20 protein-coding genes, 1 tRNA gene and 1 pseudogene are annotated in these 21,921 nt (G+C 70.2%); 10 read left to right on the top strand and 12 right to left on the bottom strand.

Annotated features, from left to right (window positions below):
- Window positions 1–385: 385 nt before the first annotated feature.
- Window positions 386–1,819, top strand: a complete 1,434-nt coding sequence (locus OG609_RS04000; protein ID WP_327271478.1) for an FGGY family carbohydrate kinase — start codon at window positions 386–388, stop codon at window positions 1,817–1,819.
- 182 nt (window positions 1,820–2,001) lie between these two features.
- On the opposite strand, the gene OG609_RS03995 is transcribed toward OG609_RS04000, so the two are convergent.
- Entirely contained in the window at window positions 2,002–2,406 is a 405-nt protein-coding gene (locus OG609_RS03995; protein WP_327271477.1) for a hypothetical protein, read from the bottom strand.
- An 80-nt stretch (window positions 2,407–2,486) separates the two neighbouring features.
- On the opposite strand from OG609_RS03995, the gene OG609_RS03990 reads away from it, so the two are divergent.
- Window positions 2,487–3,248 (top strand): cobalt-precorrin-6A reductase, encoded by a 762-nt coding sequence (locus OG609_RS03990; RefSeq protein WP_327271476.1) that lies wholly within the window; start codon window positions 2,487–2,489, stop codon window positions 3,246–3,248.
- 1 nt (window position 3,249) lies between these two features.
- Here OG609_RS03990 and cobF read toward each other — a convergent pair whose 3' ends face one another.
- Both cobF and OG609_RS03980 read right to left on the bottom strand, forming a co-directional pair.
- Complete coding sequence (cobF, locus tag OG609_RS03985) at window positions 3,250–4,005, bottom strand: precorrin-6A synthase (deacetylating) (RefSeq protein ID WP_327271475.1); 756 nt, start codon at window positions 4,003–4,005, stop codon at window positions 3,250–3,252.
- Window positions 4,006–4,048: 43 nt separating this feature from the next.
- A complete protein-coding gene (locus OG609_RS03980; RefSeq protein WP_327271474.1) occupies window positions 4,049–4,567 on the bottom strand; it encodes a DUF309 domain-containing protein in 519 nt (172 codons plus the stop codon).
- A 108-nt stretch (window positions 4,568–4,675) separates the two neighbouring features.
- Here OG609_RS03980 and OG609_RS03975 point away from each other — a divergent pair, with 108 nt between their 5' ends.
- Window positions 4,676–7,309: an ATP-binding protein gene (locus tag OG609_RS03975; RefSeq protein WP_327271473.1), complete on the top strand. Its 2,634-nt coding sequence runs from the start codon at window positions 4,676–4,678 to the stop codon at window positions 7,307–7,309.
- Between the two features lie 50 nt (window positions 7,310–7,359).
- Window positions 7,360–7,433, top strand: a tRNA-Pro gene (locus tag OG609_RS03970).
- Between the two features lie 316 nt (window positions 7,434–7,749).
- On the opposite strand, the gene OG609_RS03965 is transcribed toward OG609_RS03970, so the two are convergent.
- The 4 genes from OG609_RS03965 to OG609_RS03950 all read right to left on the bottom strand — a co-directional run bounded on the left by OG609_RS03965 (window position 7,750) and on the right by OG609_RS03950 (window position 11,399).
- Window positions 7,750–8,388, bottom strand: a complete 639-nt coding sequence (locus tag OG609_RS03965; protein WP_327271472.1) for a response regulator transcription factor — start codon at window positions 8,386–8,388, stop codon at window positions 7,750–7,752.
- Complete coding sequence (locus tag OG609_RS03960; RefSeq protein WP_327271471.1) at window positions 8,385–9,620, bottom strand: sensor histidine kinase; 1,236 nt, start codon at window positions 9,618–9,620, stop codon at window positions 8,385–8,387. The genes OG609_RS03965 and OG609_RS03960 overlap by 4 nt, the downstream gene beginning before the upstream one ends.
- 68 nt (window positions 9,621–9,688) lie before the next feature.
- On the bottom strand, window positions 9,689–10,417 hold the full coding sequence (locus OG609_RS03955; RefSeq protein ID WP_327271470.1) for an ABC transporter permease: 729 nt from the start codon (window positions 10,415–10,417) through the stop codon (window positions 9,689–9,691).
- 64 nt (window positions 10,418–10,481) lie between these two features.
- A complete protein-coding gene (locus tag OG609_RS03950; protein WP_327271469.1) occupies window positions 10,482–11,399 on the bottom strand; it encodes an ABC transporter ATP-binding protein in 918 nt (305 codons plus the stop codon).
- A 373-nt stretch (window positions 11,400–11,772) separates the two neighbouring features.
- Here OG609_RS03950 and OG609_RS03945 point away from each other — a divergent pair, with 373 nt between their 5' ends.
- Both OG609_RS03945 and OG609_RS03940 read left to right on the top strand, forming a co-directional pair.
- Window positions 11,773–12,648 (top strand): hypothetical protein, encoded by an 876-nt coding sequence (locus tag OG609_RS03945; protein WP_327271468.1) that lies wholly within the window; start codon window positions 11,773–11,775, stop codon window positions 12,646–12,648.
- Window positions 12,585–13,082: a cupin domain-containing protein gene (locus OG609_RS03940; protein ID WP_327271467.1), complete on the top strand. Its 498-nt coding sequence runs from the start codon at window positions 12,585–12,587 to the stop codon at window positions 13,080–13,082. Before OG609_RS03945 ends, OG609_RS03940 begins: the two co-directional genes overlap by 64 nt.
- A 229-nt stretch (window positions 13,083–13,311) precedes the next feature.
- On the opposite strand, the gene OG609_RS03935 is transcribed toward OG609_RS03940, so the two are convergent.
- Genes OG609_RS03935 through OG609_RS03925 form a run of 3 tightly spaced genes read right to left on the bottom strand, consistent with a single transcriptional unit; the run spans window position 13,312 to window position 17,340 of the window.
- Window positions 13,312–14,730, bottom strand: coding sequence for an amidase (locus OG609_RS03935; protein WP_327271466.1), 1,419 nt, complete (start codon window positions 14,728–14,730; stop codon window positions 13,312–13,314).
- Window positions 14,727–16,148, bottom strand: coding sequence for an MFS transporter (locus tag OG609_RS03930; RefSeq protein ID WP_327271465.1), 1,422 nt, complete (start codon window positions 16,146–16,148; stop codon window positions 14,727–14,729). The genes OG609_RS03935 and OG609_RS03930 overlap by 4 nt, the downstream gene beginning before the upstream one ends.
- Window position 16,149: 1 nt before the next feature.
- On the bottom strand, window positions 16,150–17,340 hold the full coding sequence (locus OG609_RS03925) for a CaiB/BaiF CoA transferase family protein (protein WP_327271464.1): 1,191 nt from the start codon (window positions 17,338–17,340) through the stop codon (window positions 16,150–16,152).
- 132 nt (window positions 17,341–17,472) lie between these two features.
- Here OG609_RS03925 and OG609_RS03920 point away from each other — a divergent pair, with 132 nt between their 5' ends.
- Together OG609_RS03920 and OG609_RS03915 are read left to right on the top strand one after the other, a co-directional pair.
- Window positions 17,473–18,111 (top strand): TetR/AcrR family transcriptional regulator, encoded by a 639-nt coding sequence (locus OG609_RS03920; RefSeq protein WP_327271463.1) that lies wholly within the window; start codon window positions 17,473–17,475, stop codon window positions 18,109–18,111.
- Window positions 18,112–18,262: 151 nt separating this feature from the next.
- Window positions 18,263–19,504, top strand: a complete 1,242-nt coding sequence (locus OG609_RS03915; protein ID WP_327271462.1) for a cytochrome P450 family protein — start codon at window positions 18,263–18,265, stop codon at window positions 19,502–19,504.
- Between the two features lie 68 nt (window positions 19,505–19,572).
- Here the strand turns inward: OG609_RS03915 and OG609_RS03910 are convergent.
- Window positions 19,573–19,668, bottom strand: a pseudogene (locus OG609_RS03910) (formylglycine-generating enzyme family protein); the annotation flags it as partial.
- A gap of 99 nt (window positions 19,669–19,767) precedes the next feature.
- Here OG609_RS03910 and OG609_RS03905 point away from each other — a divergent pair.
- The gene (locus OG609_RS03905) at window positions 19,768–19,929 is read left to right on the top strand and encodes a hypothetical protein (RefSeq protein ID WP_327271461.1); all 162 of its coding nucleotides are present in this window, start codon (window positions 19,768–19,770) and stop codon (window positions 19,927–19,929) included.
- A gap of 56 nt (window positions 19,930–19,985) precedes the next feature.
- On the opposite strand, the gene OG609_RS03900 is transcribed toward OG609_RS03905, so the two are convergent.
- A complete protein-coding gene (locus OG609_RS03900; protein ID WP_327271460.1) occupies window positions 19,986–20,747 on the bottom strand; it encodes a metallophosphoesterase family protein in 762 nt (253 codons plus the stop codon).
- Between the two features lie 183 nt (window positions 20,748–20,930).
- Between OG609_RS03900 and OG609_RS03895 the strand changes: the two genes are divergently transcribed.
- A complete protein-coding gene (locus OG609_RS03895; RefSeq protein WP_327271459.1) occupies window positions 20,931–21,899 on the top strand; it encodes a DUF4331 family protein in 969 nt (322 codons plus the stop codon).
- Window positions 21,900–21,921: the final 22 nt, after the last annotated feature.

The following is a 21,921-nucleotide window of genomic DNA, read 5'->3' as shown; positions in this document are numbered from 1 at the left end:
CACGTCACGCAACCCGGCGGTGGCACGGAACCCGTGCAGAAGCGGAAGGCCCGGGAGCCGGGATGTTGGTGTTCGGGGCGGAGTGTCGGTCTCATCAATCCTCAAGGACGTGGGGGGCTAAGCAGCTGTTGAAAAACGAACTGCTCGAAAGCGTCCGGATGTTGCTCGGCGGTGAGTGTAAGGCCAGTTGCCCCGAACTCCGGACCGATTCGCGGATCTTACTCAAGTCATCTGATTCATACGGACGTTGACCGGCATCCGGTCGTTCCGGGCGTGAGTCCGTGCAGCCCTTGACGTACGCGGTGGTCTGCACCACTCTGGGCGTCGTAGATCAATGATCACGATTCCGTTCAAGCCGCAGAGCTTCCGCACAACTGGAGTTTCGATGACAGGCCCGGTACTCGCCGTGGACCAGGGCACATCGGGAACCAAAGCTCTGGTGATCTGCCCCGAGCGTGGCGTGATCGGTTCCGGTACGGCGCCGGTGCGGCCGCGTCACGGCGCCGGGGGAGCGGTCGAGGTCGACCCCGCCGAACTGCTGGACTCGGTCGTCGACGCCGGGCGACGGGCGCTGCACGAAGCGGGTGAGCCGGTGGCGGCCGTCGGCCTCGCCAACCAGGGCGAGACGGTGCTCGCCTGGGATCCGGACACGGGGCGGCCGCTCACCGACGCGATCGTCTGGCAGGACCGGCGGTCCGTCCAGCTGTGTGCCGAACTCGCCGCGCACGAAAATGAGTTGAAGCAACTCACCGGACTGCCGCTCGATCCGTACTTCGCCGCACCCAAGATGGCCTGGATCCGCCGTGAGCTGACCCGCGAAGGCGTCGTCACCACCAGCGACTCCTGGCTCGTCCATCAGCTGACCGGGGCGTTCGTCACGGACGCGGCGACCGCAGGACGCACGCAACTGCTCGACCTCGACCGGGTCGGCTGGTCGCCCGCGGCCCTGGACATCTTCGGCCTCGGCGACGAATGCCTCCCAGCCGTCGTCGACTCCGACGGGACCGTCGGTACCACTACCGCCTTCGGCGATGAACTCCCGCTGACCGGACTCCTCGTCGACCAGCAGGCCGCCCTGCTCGCCCAGAACGCCCTGGACCCGGGCAACGCCAAATGCACCTACGGAACGGGTGCGTTCCTACTCGCCCAGACCGGGCCCGCCCCGCGCCGCGGCTCCACCGGACTGGTCAGCTGTGTCGCCTGGCGGCTCGGCGGCCGTACGAGCTACTGCCTCGACGGACAGGTCTACACCGCCGCGTCCGCAGTCAACTGGCTCACCGACCTGGGGGTGATCTCCGGCGCGGCCGACCTCGACCCGGTCGGTGCCACCGTCCCCGACTCCGCCGGCGTCACGTTCGTACCGGCGCTCGCCGGACTCGCCGCCCCGTGGTGGCGCGGCGATCTGCGCGGATCGGTGACCGGCCTCGGCCTCGACACCACCGCGGGCCACCTGGTGCGCGCCTTGTGCGAGGGCATCGCCGCGCAGGTAGTCGAACTCACCGAAGCGGTCGCGACCGATCTGGGCTCCCCGCTGACCTCGCTGCGCGTCGACGGTGGCCTGACCCGCTCCGCACTGCTCATGCAGACCCAGGCCGATCTGCTGCAACGACCCGTCGAGGTGTCCGCGCTGCCCGATGTCACCGCCCTGGGCGTCGGAGCCGTCGCCCGCCTCGGCCTCGACCCCCGTCTCCCGCTCCGGCAGGCCGTACCCGAATGGAAGCCCGCCGCCGTGTACGAGCCCAGGATCGGCGCCGACGAGGCGGCCGAACGTCTCGCCGGATTCCGTGCGGCCGTGCACACCCTGCTGGAACATGCCTGACACGTACGAGAGTCACGCGACGAACTGCACGATCACCACGACCGGAGACCTGAGGGGCCGACCTGCCCGAGGATTCGGCGGACGAGCTGCCCGGCACGCCGGTCCATGACGTGACCGCCGTCGGTCGACCGGGTCGATCCGCACGGGGCGACCGTGCGGATCACGGCGCCGCTGACCGTACGTCAGGGAATCAGCAGCCAGTCCGAACCGATAGCCGCCAGCAGACCGGCGGCCAGCAGCCAACTGCCGAGCCGGGTACGGCCGTTCCTGCTGAGCTCGATCACGATCCCGCACAGGATCAGCGCCAGCCCGTACACCCCGACCACCAGCACGGACGACCGGCTGGCAATCCGCAGCGCGAGAACGACCGCCATCGCCGCCATGCCGACCGATGAGAGAGCGATCCGCAGCCGTCTCGCCTGACGAGGTGTCAGCCTTTGGCTCTCGGTCTCGGCAGCGGCCTCGGCAATGGCCTCGTCATCGGTCTCGGGAACGATCTCCGAAGCGGCCTCGGAACCGGGTTCCGAAACGGTCTCGGAACCGGCTATCGGGGTGTCCACGGCCTGGTCCTGGTCAGAAGTGCTCATGACGCCGGATCGTAATGGCTGCGGGCCGCCCTGTTCACCGCTCCGGGCGGCGGGCGGTGAAAGTGGCGTAGGTTCGGTGCATGCCCGGCCACATCCTGATCCTCGGCGGTACGACCGAAGCCCGGCAGCTCGCCGCTGAGCTGACCGGGCCCGGCGGCGACGCGACGGTGCGCATCACCACGTCGCTGGCCGGCCGGGTCGCCCGGCCCCGGATGCCCGCCGGCGACGTACGCATCGGAGGCTTCGGCGGCCCCGAGGGCCTCGCCGACTGGCTGCGCACCCACAGGGTGGACACCGTCGTCGACGCCACCCACCCGTTCGCCGGCAACATCAGCGCCAACGCCGCCGCGGCCGCGAACACCACCGGCACCGCACTGTTCGCGCTGCGCCGCCCCGGCTGGACGGCGGGCCCCGGTGACCGCTGGCACCCGGCCGACGACCTCGCGGACGCCGCCGCGCAACTGCCCGCCCTGGGCCGCCGGATCTTCCTCACCACCGGCCGCTTGGGCCTGGCCGCCTTCGCCACTGCCCCGGGCGCGGATACGCTCCACTTCCTCGTACGGTCCGTGGAGCCCCCCGAGCCACCGCTGCCCCGCGACACCGACGTACTCCTCGACCGTGGCCCGTACACCGTCGAAGGTGAGACGGCGCTGCTGCGCGACCGCGCCATCGACGTCCTCGTCACCAAGGACAGCGGCGGCCCCGCCACCGCGGCGAAACTCACCGCGGCCAGGAACCTCGGCCTGCCCGTGGTCGTGGTCCGCCGTCCGCCACCGCCCGAGGGCGTACCCGTCGTGCACCATGTGGCGTCGGCGCTCCAACTGCTCTGCCAGGAAGACTGATTCAGCCGCGGCGCAGCAGATACGTATCCATGATCCAGCCCTTTCGGGTGCGCGCCTCGGCCCGCATCTCCTCGATCCGGTCCGACACCTCAAAGAGGCGCCCGGAGACCAGGATCTCGTCCTCGGTCCCCACATACGCGCCCCAGTAGATGTAGAGGTCCTGGTCGAGATGACGGGTGAACGCCTGGCGTGCGTCGAGCATCACCACCACGTCGTCGACCCCCTCGGGCCAGCCCTCGGCCAGCCGCCGGCCGGTCGTGATCTGCACCGGCCTCGCCACCCGGTTCAGCCCCGTCCGGTGCTTGGCCAGCAGCGCGGAGACACTGCTGATCCCGGGGACCACCTCGTGGTCGAAGGCGACCGAACCCCGGTCGAGGATCTCTTCGAGGATACCGAGCGTGGAGTCGTACAGCGCGGGATCGCCCCAGACCAGGAACGCCCCGCACTCGTCCGCACCGAGATCCTCCGCGATGAACCGCTCGTACAGATCCGCACGGCGCCCGCGCCAGTCGTCCACCGCGGGTGAGTAGTCCGACGTCCTGCGGTCCCGCTCCGGATCCCGTGCCTCGACGAGCCGGTACGAGGTGTTCTTCACATGCACATCGAGGATGTCCCGCCGCAGCCCGGTCAGATCGGACTTCTCCTCACCCTTGTCGAGGATGAAGAACGCATCCGTCCGGTTCAGCGCCTTGACGGCCTGGAGGGTCAGATGGTCGGGGTCGCCCGCGCCGATACCGATGACATAGATCTTTCTCACCGCACCGAGTCTGCCCCATGCCCCACCGCCCCGGGCGTCCGGGCTACCGGCCCCCGGCCCGCAGACACGGCGCCTCGCCGGCCGCGTCGACGGGCCGCGCACGCGCCGCGTCCGCGCCGCAGGCCTTCTTCGCCTCGACCCGCCCCGCCAGCTCCTCGGCCCAGCCGATCAGCCCGTCGACCCCGATCCCGTGAGGGCGGGTGGTCCCGAACCCCGCGAGCGCCGCTGCGCCCCGTCGCAACAGCCGGGCCCCACCTGTCGTATTGCCCCGCGCCGCATGCGTCAGCCCCACGGCCAGCTGCGCAAGACCGCGCCACAACTCTCGTTCCGCCACCGGGCCCGACTTCCACGCATCCTCGAACACCTCGTGCGCATGGAACGGCATTCCCGCGTCCAGCAGCCGTTGCGCCTCACGCAGGGTCTCCTCGGGGGTACGGGTCACACCCTCGGGCTGCCGATCCACTCCCGGTGCCCCGTACGGCAGGGGGCGTCCCAGCCCGTCACGGGGGCGCGCATTGCGCGCACGGCCCTCGGCGTCGCGGTCCCTGCGAGTCTCGTCCACCTCTCGATTGTGCCCCGCACCTGCGGCGAACTGTCCGAACCACTGTCCGTGGACCCCCGCGCACGACTAGTGTCGACAGTCATCCGCACCACTTTGGGGAGGGTAGGGATGAAGCAGTCCCGGCCGCTGTACGAGCGCGAACCGGAGCTCGCCGCTGCCGCACAAGCCGTGGACGCCCTCTGCGGCGCCCAGGCGGCAGGCCGGTTACTGATCTTCAGTGGCGAGGCAGGCATCGGCAAGACAGCACTGCTCGCCGAGATCCAGGCGATGGCCGCCGACCGCTGCACGGTCTGGTCCGCACGTGGCGGCGAAACGGTCACGTCCGTGCCGTTCCACGTCGTACGCCAGCTGCTGCAGCCCGCACTCGACCAGTTCCCGCCCGACGAGGTACGGGCCTTGTTCGGAGCCTGGTACGAGATCACCGCGCCCGCACTCGGACTCGCCGAACCGAGCGGTCCGCAGCCCGATCCGCAGGGTGTGCGGGACGGCCTCGACTGGGTCGTCTCCCGGCTCGCATCCCGGCTGAGCCACCGTCCGCCGGTGCTCATCGTCGACGACGCACACTGGGCGGACGGCGAATCCCTCGCCTGGCTCGCCTCGTTCACCGCACGCCTCGGCGAACTGCCCGTCCTGGTCGTCCAGGCCCACCGGCCGGAAGAACTGGCAGCACGGCAGAAGGAGAGCGGATCGGGCGGCGCCCACCCCTCCCAGGTCCGGGTCGCGCTGCGCGCCCTCACCCCGGACGCCACCGCGGAACTGGTCCGCGCAGGCCTCGGCGAACATGCCGACGACCCGTTCTGCCGCGAGGTGTGGGCCGTCACCGGCGGCAACCCCTACGAGGCGGTCGAACTCGTCGCCAAGGTCCAGGACCGCGAACTGGCGCCCCTTGAGGAGTCGGCCGGGCTGCTGCGCGAACTCGGTGCAACGGCCCGCGGCAGCGGACTCGTCGCCCGGCTCGAACGGCTCGGTACCAACGCCAACCGGTTCGCCTGGGCCGCCGCCGTGCTCGGCACGGACATCTCGCAGGATCTCGCCGCCACCCTCGCCGGGATGAGCCCCGCCGAGGCCGCCGACTGCACGGCGCGGCTGCGCGAAGCCCGTATCGTCACCGGCTTCGACCCGCTGGAGTTCGTCCACCCGCTGATCGCCACCGCGGTGTACCGCTCCATCCCGCCGGCCACCCGTACCGCCATGCACGGCCGGGCCGCCTGGGCGATCACCCGTGCGGGACTCGGCGCCGCCGCGGCCTCCCGGCACCTCCTCGAAGTGCACCCCGACGACGACCAGGAACTGGTCGAGCAGCTCCGCGAAGCAGCCCAACAGCACCTCGCGGTCGGTGCCCCGGAGGCCGCCCGCCGCTGCCTCGAACGCGCCCTGCAAGAACCACCGCGCCAACGGGTCAAGGCCACTCTGCTGTACGAACTGGGCTGCGCCACGCTGCTCAGCTCCCCGGCCACCACCGTCCAGCATCTGCGGGCCGCCCTTGAGATGCCCGGACTCTCCGAGGACCAGCGGGTCGACGCCACCTTCCGGCTCGCGGCCGCGCACTCCCACAACAACCAGCTGAAGGAAGCGGCACGCGCCCTCGCCGTCGAGGCCGCACACACCGCCCCCGGCCCCGGCCTGATGCGGCTCCAGGCGGCCCACTTCCTCTGGGAGGGCATGCAGGCCGCCGAGGACGACGGACCCGCCCGTTCCGCCAGGCTCGCCCGGAACGCCGACCATCTGTCCGGCCGCGACAACGCCGAGCGCGCCCTGCTCACCATCCGCGCCTTCGACGCCATGATGCGCGGCGAGAACTCCCAGCTCATCGTCGACCTCTGCGAACGCGCCCTGGTCGACGGCCACCCCGCCCGCGGGCTCGGCTGGACCGACGCCGAGTGGGGCTTCGAGCTCCCGACCCTCGTCGGCATCACCTACGCCTTCACGGACCAGCTGGACCGGGCCGAGGAACTCTTCGGCGAGGCCGTCCGCGCCTTCGAGATCTCGGGCTGGAGCGGTGCACATCTCGCGTTCGCACACACCCTGCTCGGGCTGGTCCACCGCCGTCGCGGCCGGCTGGCCGAGGCGGAGGGCTTCCTCCGCGAAGGACTGCGCCTCGCCGACCGTGTCGGCAGTGGACTTCCCGTCCACTGGGACGCGGCCTGTCTGCTGATCGACACACTGGTCGCCCGCGGCCGTGTCGGCGAGGCGCGCGAGCTCGCCGACCGTTACGACTTCGGCTCGCCCTACCCCAGCGCGATGGTGCTGCCCGACGCGCCGTGCGTCCGCGGACGGCTGCTGCTGGCGGAAGGCCGTACGAAGGAAGCGGTCACCGAACTCGAAGCGGCCGGTCAGGCCCTCGAACCCCGCGGCAGGTTCAACGGCGTATGGGCGCCCTGGGCCGGCGATCTCGCCCGCGCACTGGCCGAGGAGGACCCGAGCCGGGCCGCCCAACTCGCCACCTCGGCCCGGGTGCACGCCGAACGGTTCGGCACGGACACCGCGATCGGTGAGGCCCTGCGCTGTGTCGCCCTCTTCGCTCGCGCCGAGGACGCCACCCATCTGCTGGCCGAGTCGGTCCGCCACCTGGAAGCGTCCCCGTCCGCGTACGAACACGCCCTGGTCCTCGTCGACTACGGCATCGCGATCCGCTCCCCGCGCGAACTCGCCAGAGCCCACAAACTGGCCACGGCGTGCGGCGCCGAATCCCTGGCAAACCGCGCCCACCAGGCACGGGCGTCGATCCAGTCCTCGGAGTGAGGTAATGTTTGTCCTGCGCAGCCGCCCGGAAACACTGGGGGGAATCGCAGCGGGACGTGGCGCAGCTTGGTAGCGCACTTGACTGGGGGTCAAGGGGTCGCAGGTTCAAATCCTGTCGTCCCGACTCGAAGGAGTCGTAGGTCGGGGGCTGTTCCGGAGAAATCCGGAGCGGCCCCTTGATCATTCCTGGGGACCAGCGCTCCACGACCGGCGTCAGCGGGTGACCACGATCGGGCTCGGCAGGGAGCGTGGCGCGCATGCCGCCGCCGGTGGCGTGGGCATGGCGACGGACCGCTCGACGGCCACGACGACAGCGATCTCGAGTCCGCGACGGTGGACGACATCCTCGCGCTGATCGACGATGAGCTCGGGAGCTGATCACCTCTCAGTTCCGAGCCACCGTCGTCGCGGCACGGCGTACGGTCGGCGGACGTCCGGGCTCAGGTCACCAGGCCACGACGGAACGCCTCGCCGACCGCGCCGGCCCGGTCACGCACCCCGAGCTTGTCGTAGATACGCAGCAGGTGCGTCTTGACACTGGCCTCGGTGATGAAGAGCTGGCTCGCCACTTCCTTGTTGGACGAGCCGTTCGCGATGGGGCGCAGCACTTCGAGCTCCCGTGCGCTCAGTACGCCGTTGCTCGGCCGCCGTACCCGGTCCATCAGACGCCTCGTGACGGCGGGGGAGAGCACCGCCTCACCACGTGCCGCTGCCCGGGCCGAGCGGAGCAGTTCTTCCGTAGGCGCGTCCTTGAGCAGGTAGCTCGTGGCGCCTGCCTCGATCGCGGGCAGCACGTCGTTGTCGGTATCGAAGGTGGTCAGCACCAGCACCCGTACGTCCGGTGCCGTCTCGCTGAGCCGTTGGATCGCGGTGACGCCGTCCATCACGGGCATGCGCAGATCCATCAGCACCAGGTCGGGCTCCAGCTCCGTGACCAGGTCGAGGGCTTCCGCGCCGTTGCCCGCCTCGCCGACCACCTCGAATTCGGGGTTGCCGGTGAACGCGCCGCGCAGGCCGTCGCGGACGATCGGATGGTCGTCCACGATCAGCAGCCGGACCGGTGCCCGCTGTTCGCTCATTCGCCACCGCCCCGGCGGATCGCGGGCACGCTCGCGTTGATCGCGGTGCCCGAGCCGGGGGCGCTCTCGATGGTCAGCGTCCCCAGCACCCGGTCGAGCCGCTGCCGCAGGCCGTTGAGCCCGAAGCCGCTGTCGCCGTTCCCCGGCGGCGGTTCGCTGTGCTCGGTCACGGTGAAGCCGACGCCGTCGTCGCGAACGTCCAGCATGACCGTGTCCTCCAGGTAGGAAATGGTCAGTCCGACCTTACTGGCACCGGCGTGCTTCGCGACGTTGGCGAGCGTCTCCTGGGCGACCCGGAAGAGAGCGACCTCGATCTCCGTCAGCAACGGGACCGGGTCGCCCGTAGCCTCGACGCACGCCGGGACGCCCTGGAGGGACGACCATCGCTGCGCGAGGTCGTGGATCGCGCCCGGCAGGTGCGCCTCGTCCAGTTCCGCCGGCTGGAGCGCGGCCACCGACCGCCGGGCCGCCGCGAGGCCCTCCTTGGCCAGCGCCCGCACCTGCTCGAGGTGCCACTCGCGTCGGTCGGGCCGCTCCCGGGCCTTGTCCGCGGCCTGGAGCTGCGTGATGATCCCGGCCAGTCCCTGGGCGATGGTGTCGTGGATCTCCCGGGCCATGCGCTGCCGCTCGTCCTGGATGCCCGCCTCCCGGGCCTGGGTGAGCAACTGGGCGTGCAGGCCGTTGTTCTCCGCGATAACGGTCTTCAGCTTGGTGACCAGCCGCCGGCGTTCCTCGCTGCGTTCGTTGAAGCGGTGCGAGAGGTTGCCGAACCAGCCGATCAGGAACGTCTGAAGGCACACGGACGCGACCGCGACCGCGATCCGTTCCGAGGTGTCGGGTACTCCGCCGGGGATCAGGTTGATCATCAGCGAGGTGGCGCCGATGCTGACGAAAGCCCACTGAGGCGGGAGCAGATCGTACGCCTGGACGAACCCGATCACGGCGAACACGAAGAAGATCGGATGCTGCGTCATCAGCACCGCGGCCAGGATCTGCTGGACCGCCACATAGGTCAGCATCGGTCCGGTGCGGTTGGTCCATTCCCGTGACCGCAGTGTGTACATGGCGAGCGTCCACACAGCGGTCACCGCGACCAGGGGGATGACAGCAGCGCGTGCGTTCACCGCGCCCTCGTCGGGCTGCACGAGGCACAGCGCGGTGGCCACACCCAGCAGCGCCAGGGGCAGGGGGGCCAAGAAACGGCGGAGGTCGATCGGTTCGTCGCTCTTCATGTTGATCCCCAGCCCCCGTGTGGTTCAGGAAGTCCGCTCAAGACCATATGCGGTCATGATGTCCCGGCCTACTCCCAGCGGAAGAGACGGGCGGCCGCGACACCGAAGACCACCGCGTACGCGGCCAGGACCAGGAGCGCGGTCATGCCGGGCCAGTTGCCCCTGGCCGCGTCGCCGAAAGCCAGGACGGACGCGCCCAGCGGCGTGAAGTCCCCGATCTGGTTGACCGCGGCGGGCATCTGCTCGCGGGGCACGTAGAGCCCCGCGAAGAACATCAGCGGGAAGAAGAGTACGCTGCCCGCGCCGGTGGCGGCCTTACTGGTCTTCATCACCGAGGCCAGGAAGAGCCCGATGGCCAGGACCGCCGTGACCGAGAGCACGAAGGCGAGCAGGAAGCCGCCTGCGTTGGTCGGCAGTTCGACGTCCCAGAGCAGCGCCGCGGTGCCGAGCACCAGGACGGTGGTGGCGACGGCGACGGCCGTCTGGACCACGAGCTGGGCGATCAGCACCCGGGCCGGGCCCACCGGCGTGGTCGAGAGCCGGCGCAGAATGCCCTTCTCCCGGTAGCTCACCAGGTAGGTCGGCGTGATGAACAGGCCGACCAGCGCGAATGCCAGCACCACCAGGACGGGCGTGAAGTAATCGATGCCGCGCCGGCCGATTTCCGCGCTGACCTCACGGGACGCCGGGAGGCTTCCGACGATCACCACGAGGGCGACCGGGAAGAGCAGCGTCCAGAAGTACGCGGTGGGGTCTCGCAGGAAGAGTTTGAACTCCACGACCGTGAGTCGGTTCATCGCCCGCACTGTTGTCTCGTCTCCTTATGGGGGATCCGGGGTCTGCTTCGAGGGAGCCGTCGGGCTACGGGGCAGGGTGGTCGAACCGGCGGCCGGTCAGCGCGATGAACGCGTCCTCCAGGCTGGCCGGCTCGGCCCGCAGGTCCGCGGCGACGATCTGGTTGCGCGCCAGTACCGACGTGACCGCGTGCACCAGGTTGCCGGTGCCGGTGACCACCACCTGCGAGCCGTGCCGCTCCACGGAGACCACCTCCGGGAGTGAGACCAGGAGTTCGTCGTCGAGTGTGGTGGTGGGCCGGAAGCGCACTTTCTGCTCGGCGTCCACTTTGGCCACCAGACCGGCCGGGGAGTCCAGCGCGACGATCCCGCCGCCGTCGATGAGGGCCAGCCGGTCGCAGAGCCGTTCGGCCTCCTCCATGAAATGCGTGACCAGGACGACGGTGATGCCACGGTCGCGGACCTGCTCGATCAGGCCCCAGGTGTCCCGGCGGGCCGCCGGGTCCAGTCCGGTGGTCAGTTCGTCCAGTACGGCGACCTTCGGGTTGCCGACCAGCGCCAGCGCGATCGACAGACGCTGCTTCTGACCGCCGGAGAGGCTGTCGAACGGACTGTCGGCCTTGTCCCCCAGATCCAGCGCCGCGAGCAGCTCGTGCCAGTCGGCCTGGTTGTCGTAGAAGGAGGCGTACAGCTCCATCGCCTCGGCGACCCGCAGCTTGTCCGGCATCTCGCTCTTCTGCAACTGCATGCCCAGGATGTGACGCAACTTGGCCGCGTCGCGCTGCGGGTCGAGACCGAGCACCGAGATGCTGCCTCCGTCCGGCTTGCGCAGACCGGCGATGCACTCGACCGTCGTCGTCTTCCCGGCTCCGTTGGGGCCGAGGATCCCGAAGACTTCGCCCTCCTCGACCTCGAACGAAATGTCGTCCACGACGACCTTCCGGCCGTACTGCTTTCGCAGGTTCGATACGACGATCGCTGGCACAGTGTCCGTCTCCGTCCTCTTGGGTTCGACCAGTATCCGGCCGACACCGCGCCGCGCGGATCGACCCGGTGACAGACAAACGGTGGAACATCCAGCGATCGAACGGTTGACACCCGAACCGCCGCGCGTGCCTCCCAGCCGTCCGTATGCCGGGTCCCGGCGCCCCGGATCCGGCCCCCTGTTTCGTCTGCCGGGGCGGCGGTTAGGTGTATCCGCCCGGGTTGGCCGTGCCTACGCTCGGCCTCACCCACGGGAGGCTGAGGGAGCACGCACCGGTGGAGTCGAGCGAACGGCAACTTCGTGCACGGAGACGACCGTCAACCTGATCGGCAACGGCATCCTGGCGCTGCTGCGTCGCCCCGCCCAATGGCGGATGGTCGCCGAACGCCCGGAACTGGCCGAGAACGTGGTCGTCGAAACCCTGCGCCACGACCCGCCCGTACAGACCTGTCGGCGGATCGTGCGCGAGCCGGTCGAGCTGGCGATCGTGGCCGCCGGGGCCGACCGGGACCCGGAGGTCTTCACCGACCCCGCGCGGTTCGACATCACCGGCGCCAACCGCAACGGCACGCTGTCGTTCTCGGCGGGCATCCACTACTGCCTTGGCGCGTTGCCGGCCGAACTCGAGGCGGAGGTCGCCTACCAGGCCCTGATCTCCCGGATGCCCCGGCTGCGGCCGGGCGGGTGTGGCCGCAGCCGACGTCAGCCTGCGCCGCCCCACCCTCGACGAGGTGTTCCTGCGCCTCACCGACCGACCGATCGACCGCCGTCGACGACGACGAACGAGTCAAGGACAACGCATGATGACCGTCCGGACCACTTCCGTTCCTCGCCAGTCTTCCGCCAGTCGGCTGCGTTGGGCTTTCTCGGACGGGCTCGTCCTGGTCGGTCGCGAGTTCAGCTGCCTCCGACAGGAATTGGGCGAGCTCATCACCGCCCTGATCTTCCCGCCGTCACGGTGCTGTTGTTCGGCCTGATTTCCGCACCCTTCGCCGCGACGCCCCTGAGCAGGCCGGGCACCAACACCGGTTACATCGCCTTCCTCCTCATCGGTCTGCACGCCGGGCGTGGGTGGACCGGATGCGCCACAGGCGTGTGGGAATCGCCGTCCGGCAGAAGTCGCTGTGGTCTTCGACCTGGCACATGGCCTACGTTTCGGCGGGATCAACATTTCAGGAGCAAGCGATGTCTCTCTTCATCCCCGACTTCGACGAAACCGTCGTCGTACGCGCTGCTGACGCCGAAGTGATAGGCGCGGGCGGCCCGGTGACCAACCAACTGCTCGTCGACAGCCCCGACACGGGTGGCGCGCTCTCCAGCATGCGTGTCACCCTCGGCAAGGGTGCGAACGGTGCCCGTCCGCACCACCACGGCAAGTCCGCCGAGATGTTCTATGTCCTCGACGGCACCGCCCAGCTGCTGTCCGGCGAACAAGTGGTCACCGCAGAGCGCGGCGACCTGGTCGTCGTACCGCCCGGCACACAGCATGCCTTCGCCGCCGCGCCCGGCGAGATCGCGGACATGCTCGTCATCATCACGCCCGGGGTGGAGCGCTTCGAGTACTTCCGCCATCTTGAGCGCATCCGCTGCGGCAAGGTGCCGCCGGAGAGCCTCCTCGAAGTCCAGGAACTGTACGACTCCTACTTCGGGACCAGTGCGGTCTGGGACGCCGCACGCGGATAACGACGCCGATGGCTGGCGAAGATCGCGACGTCGGCCGTGACGTGCGGGTGGCCGCACGGGTTCTTCGAGTGTGACCAAGAAGTGGTCCGCGCGGCCTTGTCTCATCCTGCCTTCACCGGCATTTCCCGACTCGCACCGGTCGTAGGACAGAGGCCGTATCGGAATGTCCGACGCGGCCTCTTGACCGTCCCGTGTCCTGCTTCCACCGGCGAACCGGCGGACCATTTCGTCAGGAGCCGGACGCGAAGGCGGGCGGCCGCAAGGGTCCGTGGGCGGCCTCGACGGTCAGCGCGGAGCCGAGCAGGAGGTCTTCGCGGTGATGCGGGGCGACGAGCTGCACCGCACAGGGCAGTCCGTCCGGGCCCAGCCCCGCCGGGACGCTGATCGCCGGATGGCCGGTGTCATTGAAGACGGAGGTGAAGGAGATCGGCACGGTCCGCTCGCGCACGGCTGCCATCACGTCCGGCCCCTCCGCGGGCCAGGCCGTGGTCGGCACGGTCGGCAGCAGCAACAGGTCGTACCGCGCGAACAGCCCGGCCGCCCACTGGTCCAGACGTCCCCGGTGTCGCGAGTAGCGGGCGAAGTCGGCAGGGGTGACGGCGGCCCCGTTGTCGAGTACGTCGGCGAACCATGGCTCGAAGTCGGCGCGACGAGCCGTGAACTCGTCGAAGACGCCGACGAGCCGGTGGTACGCGAGGACTTGCTGGCGCAGCAGGAACGGGGCGGGGAAGTCCTCCGCTCCGGGCAGCACCGAGTCGTCGTCCACCACCTCGTGGCCCTGCTCCCGCAACACGTCCGCCGTCCTCTCGACGGCCCGCAGTATCTCGGGCCGGGGCTCGGCCACACCCAGCGTGCGCAGCACGCCCACACGCAGCCGGGGCAAAGGGCGGTCGAGGCTCTCCAGGTAGGAACGGCCCGGTGCAGGCAGCGAGTTGGGATCGGTCGGGTGGTGACCGGCGGCCACATCGAGATGGAGCGCGGTGTCCCGGACGGTGCGGGCCATGCCGCTGAGGCAGATGTGCTGCGGCCAGCACGGCGCGGCGGACGGGATGCGGCCCCGGCTCGGCTTGAGGCCGACGACTCCGCACAGCGCGGCGGGGATACGGGTGGATCCGCCCCCGTCCCCCGCGGTACCGAGGGCGACCAGACCGGCGGCGACGGCGGCGGCCGCGCCACCACTGGAACCGCCCGGCGATTTCTCGGGATTCCAGGGGTTGCGGGTGATGCCGAACGCATCGTTCGCGGTGTGGACGCCGGCTCCGAGGGGCGGCATGTTCGTCTTGCCGATCACGAGCGCGCCGGCGGCCCGCAGCCGGGCCACGTGGACGCCGTCACGGCTCGCGGCCGGGAGGTCCCGGAAGGCGCGGGTGCCCCGGGTGGTGGGAAAGCCCTCGGCGTTCTCGCCGTCCTTGACGAGGACGGGAAGCCCGGCGAGCGGCCCGGGGTCCTCGCCGCGGGCGATCCGCGCGGACATGGCGGCGGCCTCGACGAGCGCCCGCTCGGTGTCCAGGGCGATGACGGAGTTGAGGGCGTGGTCCAGCGTCCTGATCCGGTCGAGGGTGTGCCGCATGAGCTCCTCGGGTGACAGCTCGCGCCGCCGCACGAGGGCGACGAGTTCGGTCGCGGGAGTGAAGGCGAGGTCGGTCATGGGTGAGCTGACTCCTTTGCGGTGATGGGGTGTTCGGGAGTTCCGGTGGCCTCCAGGCTCACACCGGTAGTGCGCGGGCCGAAGGCGACGGCGACGGCACCGCCCACCACACCCAGGGCGGCGAGGAAGGCGAAGACGGCGGTGTATCCGAGCCCGGCGTAGATCGCGGCGACCAGCATCGGGGCGGCGAAGTTGAAGATCCGGGACAGGGCATTGGCGGTGCCCGAGCCGAGCGCGCGGATACGGGTGGGGAAGATCTCGGCCGAGTACACCTGGAGGAAGGGCACGGTCATCTGGAAGAGCAGACTGACCACGCAGCCCAGCACGAGTACGGCCGTGGTGTCCCGGACGAGACCGAACAGCAGCAGTGTGACGGCGGTCAGCGTGCCGAGGGCGAGCTGAGCCAGGCGTCGGTCACAGCGGTCGATGAGTGGCAGGGCGACCAGCGCGCCGAGAGGCGCGGCGGTGGCGAGGACGGCGGAGAGGAGGAGGGTGTCGGAGAGTTCGAGTCCGTTCTCCGAAAGGAACGTCGGCGTCCAGGTGTTGAAGGCCGAGTAGGCGAGCAGCCCGGTCACCCACATGACCGACACCGTGAGAAACCTGCGACGGTACGGGGGGCGCAGCAGCTCGGCGAGGCGGGGGCGGCCGGGTGCGTCGGGCCCCACCGGTCGGGGCGGCGCGGACGGCACGGCCGGGGCGGAAACCGGCACCGGCTCTTCGCGCGGCGGTACTCCGCATTGCCGCTCGATCGACCGCACCACCTCTTCGGCCCGCTCCAGTTCCCCGCGCGCGACGAGCCAGCGGGGGCTCTCCGGCACCCAACGCCGGATCAGCCAGGCGAAGACCACCCCGAAGAGGCCGAGGCCGAAGACCAGCCGCCAGCCCCAGCTCCACTGCGGTACGAGGAAGTAGCCCGCCCACGCGGCGATCGGGATGCCGAGCGAGCCCACGGCGACCTTGTAGGTCTGCAGCCGTCCACGGGCGGCCGCCGGGACGAACTCGGTGAGGACGACGATGGCGACGACCGCCATCCCCTGCGCGCCCACGTGGGCGGCGCAGCGTGCCACCATCAGCTGCCACGGGCTCTGGACGACGACGCAGAGGGCGGTGGCCGCGCAGTAGACGGTGACGAGGGCGAGCATGGTGCGGCGGCGGCCGAGCCGGTCGGCCAGGTAGCCGCCGAGGACGCCTCCGATGAAGGCGCCGAGCTGACCGATGCCCGCGATGACGGCGATGCCCGAGAGCGACAAACCCCACTGGGCGCGCAGGGCGGGCGCGACGAACGCGAAGGCGTAGGTCTCGACCCATTCGAAGAGGATCATCCCGGCCAGTGCGAGGACGAGTCTGCGGTGGAACGGGCTGAGCGGGAGCCGGTCGAGCCGGTTCCCGAGGACGCCGGCCGCGGCGGTGGCCGCCATGTCAGATGACTCCGTCGGCGCCGAGCACGGCGAGATCATCGGTGCTCAGGCCGAGCAGGTCCTGGTAGACCTCGGCGTTGTGCGCGCCGAGCGCGGGACCGGTGGAGCGGATGCTGCCCGGGGTCCCGGAGAGGCGCGGTAGCGGCGCGACCATGGGGAGTTCGCCGAAATCGGGGTCGTCGACGGTGACGAGCGTGCCCCGTTCCCGGTAGTGCGGGTCGGCCGCGATGTCGGCGATGTTCATCAGCGGGGAGGCGGGGATCCCGGCGTCGCTGAGCAGCTTGGTGAGATCGTCCGCGGTGTACGTCGTGACCCAGGCGGCGATTTTCTCGTACAGCTCGTCGGCATGCTCGGCGCGCGCGGCGCGGGTGGCGTACGCGGGGGCGTCGGCCAGTTCCGGGGTCCCCATGAGGGCGGCGAGCCTGCGGAAGAGCGGGTCCGTGCCGGCGTGGAGCGAGACGCGGCGTCCGTCGGAGGCCGTGAAGTCGCTGGCCGGGACGATCTGGGGGTTGCGATTGCCGAGGCGCTCGCGGATCCGGCCGGTGGTCGCGTACGAGGCGAGCGCGTCCTCGGAGGCGCGGAACCCGGCCTCGTACAGCGCGAGGTCGATGACCTGGCCGCCACCGCCCGCCGTGTCGCGGTGGTAGAGCGCGGTGACGACGGAGAAGGCGCCGAGATAGGCGGCCATGTAGTCGATGGTGGAGTAGCCGCTGCGCACCGGTGGCCGGTCGCCGTCTCCGGTGACGTACGTCAGGCCCGCGAAGGCACTCGCGATCCGGTCGAAGGAGCCGCGGTCGGAGTACGGGCCGGTCAGGCCGTATCCGGTGACGTACACCAGCACGGTGTCGGGAGCGAGCGGGCGCAGGGACTCCGGGTCGAGCCCCCAGGCACGCAGGGTGGGCGGGCGGTAGTTGGTGATCACGACGTCGAAGTGCGGGACGAGGCCGCGGACCAGGCCACGGCCGCGCTCGGTGCGCAGGTCCAGGGTCACGGACTTCTTGTTGCGCGCCTCCTGCGCCCAGTAGGGGGAGCGGCCACCGCTGGCCGTACCACGGGTGAAGTCACCGCGCCCCGGCTCCTCGACCTTGATCACCTCCGCGCCGAAGTCACCGAGGAAGGTGGCCGTGACCGGCGCGGCGAGGACGGTGGAGAGGTCGAGCACGCGTATGCCCGCCAGAGGAAGTGTCGCCATGGATGCCCCTTCGCACGAAATTCACGTTCCGTTATTAACGAAACGTTGTTAGTGGGACCATAAGCTGGTCACCGCAGTGCGACAAGGGCGTGCGACGAGAAAAACGATCCACGGATGGACGGGGAGCCGGGCATGAGTGAGACGGGCAAGGTGCGGCGGCGTCGGCGGACCCGCCAGGAGACCGAAGCGGACCTGCTGGCCGCCGCACACCGGCTGCTCCAGCGCGACGGGGTGCTCGCGGGGGTCAACCTGCGTGAGATCGCCACCGAGGCCGGGGTCAACCACGGGCAGATCTACCAGTACTTCGGCACCCGTCAGGCTCTGCTCCGGGCATCCGTCGCGGACTTGGTGGAGCGTCAGACCGCCGATCGGGACGGTCACTGGGAGCTGCCGTTCGCCGAGCGCAGGGCGGCCATGTTCCGGCACCGCTTGGAAGAGCCCGAACTGGTCAAGCTGGAGGCTCTGTTGGCGCTGGACGGGGATGAGGACTTCAGTCCTCTGCCCCGGTTCGCGCAGACCCGCCGCAGCCTGGAGCGGGACCAGGAGGAGGGTTTCCTGCCGGACGATGCGGATGCGGTGGCCGCCCATGTGATGACGGCCGCGGCGCAGATGGGCTACGTCATCTTCCGCGAGGCCTACGCCCGGGACACCGGGATTCCGCTGGAGGAACTCGATGAACGGGCGGCCGGAGCCTTCGCGCGCATGGTGGCCGGTCTCGCCGCGGCCCCGTCACCGGACGCGACGGACGGCGGGGCTGCGTCCCGCCCCTGAACGGGCACGCAGAGCTGAGTGCCCCCGACTCGCCGGCCTCGGCTCGCGCCGCCCTTCCCTTGGGTGGCGCCCCGGGCCCATTACGCTGGGGCATATCGCTCAAAACTGTTCAATTGTGAGTGAAGAGGCGCGATGCCCTACGGGAGGCATGATGAGCCAGCAGCCGGTCCTCCTGCCCTACGCCGACCCGGCCTTCGTGGCGGATCCCTTTCCGCTCTACCGACAGCTTCGCGACGACGGTCCGGTACGACGCGCCGTCATCGCAGGAGGCCTGGAAGCCTGGCTGGTCACGCGGTATGGAGACGGCCTCGCGGCCCTGTCCCACCCGCAGCTGAGCAGTGACGTCCGCGATGCGTCGGATCCCCGGCTCATCGAGCGGCTGCCCGCCACCGACCGCGAGTCCGTGCTGCGCAACATGCTCCGCTCCGATCCGCCCGACCACACCCGCCTGCGCCGCCTGGTCTCCAAGGCATTCACTGCGCACCGGGTGGCGGAGCTGCGGCCCCGCGTCCAGGAGATCGCCGACCGACTGCTCGACGAGATTGCGCCGGCCGGTCGCGCCGACCTCATCGAGACCTACGCGCTGCCGCTTCCGGTCACCGTGATCAGCGAACTGCTCGGGGTACCCGTGACGGACCGGCACGACTTCCAGCAGTGGACCGACGACATGACCCTCCGGGGGATCGAGCCGCCGGACCCGGCCCGGGTGGACGGGGCGTGGCGACAGATGCACACGTACCTGACCAGGCTATTGGAGGCCAAACGGGTCCGGCCCGGGGACGACCTGCTCAGCGCGCTGATCGTTGCCAGGGACGAGGAACAGCGGCTGGACGAGGACGAGCTGATCGCCATGGCCTTCCTGCTGCTGGCGGCCGGATACATCACCACGGTCAACCTGATCGGCAGCGGCATCGCCGCACTGCTCGCCCACCCCGACCAGCTTCGGATGCTGCGGGACGACCCGGCGCTGCTGCCGGGCGCGATCGAGGAATTCCTGCGCTACGACGGACCCGTCAACCCCGGCATCGCCAGGTTCGCGCGCGAGGACATCACCATCGCCGGGGTGGACATCCCTCGCGGCGCGACCGTGCTGGTCGCCTCCGCCATCGCCGACCGCGACCCGGAGCACTTTCCCGAACCCGACAGCCTGGACATCGCCCGGCAGGACAACGCCCACCTCGCGTTCGGACACGGCATCCACTACTGCCTGGGTGCGCCGCTGGCCCGGCTCGAGGGCCAGATCGCCATCGGCACCGCGCTGCGCCGTCTTCCCGGTCTCGCCCTGGCCGTTCCCCCGGACGAACTGCGGTGGCGGCCGGGCGGATTGCGCGGCCCCGAATGCCTGCCGGTCACTTTCACATTCGATGACGCGAACGCCGGCAGCCGTTCCTGAACCACGTGCCGGCTGATGGGGCGCCCCAGAACAAATGGCATCGACCGGACGCGTTGCGCGTCCCCCGCTCAGAGTGATCGGGCGAGCCGGAACCCGAGGTCGTCGATACGAAAGGTCGGGTGACTCTTGCGGCGGCACGACGCCCGGCATCCTCGGGGGCGATCGTATCCGCGCACAGCGGTTCAGGTTGTCCCGGCGCTCTCGGAATGTCTCCCCCTCTGCGTGCCGGAGCAACTCGCCCCAATACCCACTTCGGCTGGGCCATGCGCGGAACCATATGCGTCACTGCCGACTGGATCTCCGGAAGCTCGAGCGACACCGACACGGTCTGCAACGCCGCGGCAGGCGCACACGTCGACGCGATCCCGCAGTACTGCGCCGCTCACCCCAGCACCTGCCAAGGCCTGCTGAAGCTGCTCGTCTGAACTGCCGGCCCGGCGACCTGCTCAGCTACCGCCCTCTCGACGACCGAGGCCCCTGGTCACGGCGCGTGGCGACGGCCGTCGCGTGGGGCGAACGCTTCAAGGGCGTCTTCGTCCGTCGCGCGGGCGTGCAGGAAGTAGTCGGCCCACTCGGTGATTTCGGGGTAGGTGGAGTCCCGGCCGATCCGAGTTGCGGCGGCCTCGATGTCGAAGTCCGTGGTTCGCAGTTCGACGCCCGGGCCGAGGATGGCCCAGTGGGCTCCGGCCCTCCCGTAGGGCATGCCGACGCTGCCGGGGTTGATCACGAGCCGGCCATGGGCGAGGCGCACGAACGGCATATGAGTGTGGCCGCAGACGACGGTGCGGACGTCGGCATCGAGTCCGCTGAAAACTTCCTTCCAGCGGTCGAGGCGGGAGTCGACGAGGACGACCTCCTCGTCGTCACGCGGGGTGGCATGGCAGAACAGCACTTCTCCCAGGCCGCGCACGGCCAGGGAGAGTGATCGTGGCAGCGAGCCGAGCAGGTCGAGGTGATCCTCGCGCAGCTGCTCGGCGGCCCAGGGGGCGATCGGATCGGGAATCGAGTCGCGTTGCCCGCGGCGGTACTCAAGAAGTTCGCGGTCGGCGTTGCCGCTGATCCATACGGCGCGGTCGCCGAGACCGGTCAGCAGGTCGAGAACCTGAGTCGGTTGCGGGCCGGCGGTGATGTCGCCGGTGAGCACGATGCGCTCGGCGGCGCTCACGTCCGGCTCGGCGAGCACGGCCTCCAAGGCCGGCAGGACTCCGTGGATGTCGGACAGTACGGCTACTCGATTCAGCATGGTCACAACTGTGGGGTGAAAGCCGCCCAGAGGTGAGAGCGTTCGCCTGACGCGTAGCCGAAGGTGAGGCCGCTGCAGCGTGCGTGGTGGCCGAGCGCGGCGCACTGCGGCCAGGCGGATGACCCCGGGGCTGCCTCCGGACGTTGCAGGGTGATGCACATGCGCCGGGCGGACGCTGGGGTCATGTCTCATCACCTCAGTGGGCCCAATCTGCGCTCCCCCATGGACGATGCCCGGCTCGACCTGACGGACCTCTTCGCGTTCGGCGTCCCCGGGGACCGCACCGTACTGATCATGAACGCCCATCCGGTCGCGACCGCCGCCGGTGCGGCTTTCCACCCGGACGCGGTGTACCGGATCAATATCGACACCGACGGCGACCACCAGGCCGACGTGGCGTTCAGCATCGTGTTCTCCTCGCCGCAAGACGGGAAACAGACCGCCACCGTCCACCGGGCGACCGGAGCGCAGGCACGCGCCCACGAGGCCGCGGGCGAGCCGATCATCATGGAAGCGCCGGTCGGCACCGGCTCGGAGCCGGTTGTGATCGAAGCCGGCCCCTGTATGTTCTCCGCGGGCCTGCGCAGTGACCCGTTCTTCGCCGACCTGGACGGCATCGTCAAGGAATTCCAGTGGACCGGCACGGACTGGGGTGCCGACAAGAACGTCCTCGGCATCGTGCTGGAGATGCCGGACGCGGAACTTGCCGCGGGGCCGGTGATCGGGGTGTGGGCGCGGGTGAGCCTGCACCGGGACGGGAAGCTCATGTCCGTCGACCGCGGCGCCCACCCCTCTCTGACCGCGTACTTCAACGCCGAGGACGCCAAGGAGGCCTACAACCGCGGCGAACCCGCGACGGACTGGGACACCTACCGCGAACCGTGGACCGCAGCCCTCCAGCACTTCGGCGGCTACGACCCGCAGACCGCCGAGCAGGCTCTGCACACCGTTCTGCCGGACGTCCTGCGCTACGACCGCACCAAGCCCGCCGCCTACCCCAACGGCCGCACTCTCACCGACGACGTCACCTCTGCCCGCCTGGCCATGCTCACCAACGGCAAGGTCAGCAGCGACCACATCGGCCCCCACAGTGACCTGCTCCCCGAATTCCCGTACCTCGGTGCCCCTCACCCGGCGCCCCCGACCGGTTAGGCCCGGTCGGGGGCGGAGTCAG

It is taken from the genome of Streptomyces sp. NBC_01224 (assembly GCF_036002945.1).
GTDB lineage: Bacteria > Actinomycetota > Actinomycetes > Streptomycetales > Streptomycetaceae > Streptomyces.
This window is presented reverse-complemented; position numbering and strand designations above follow the sequence as displayed.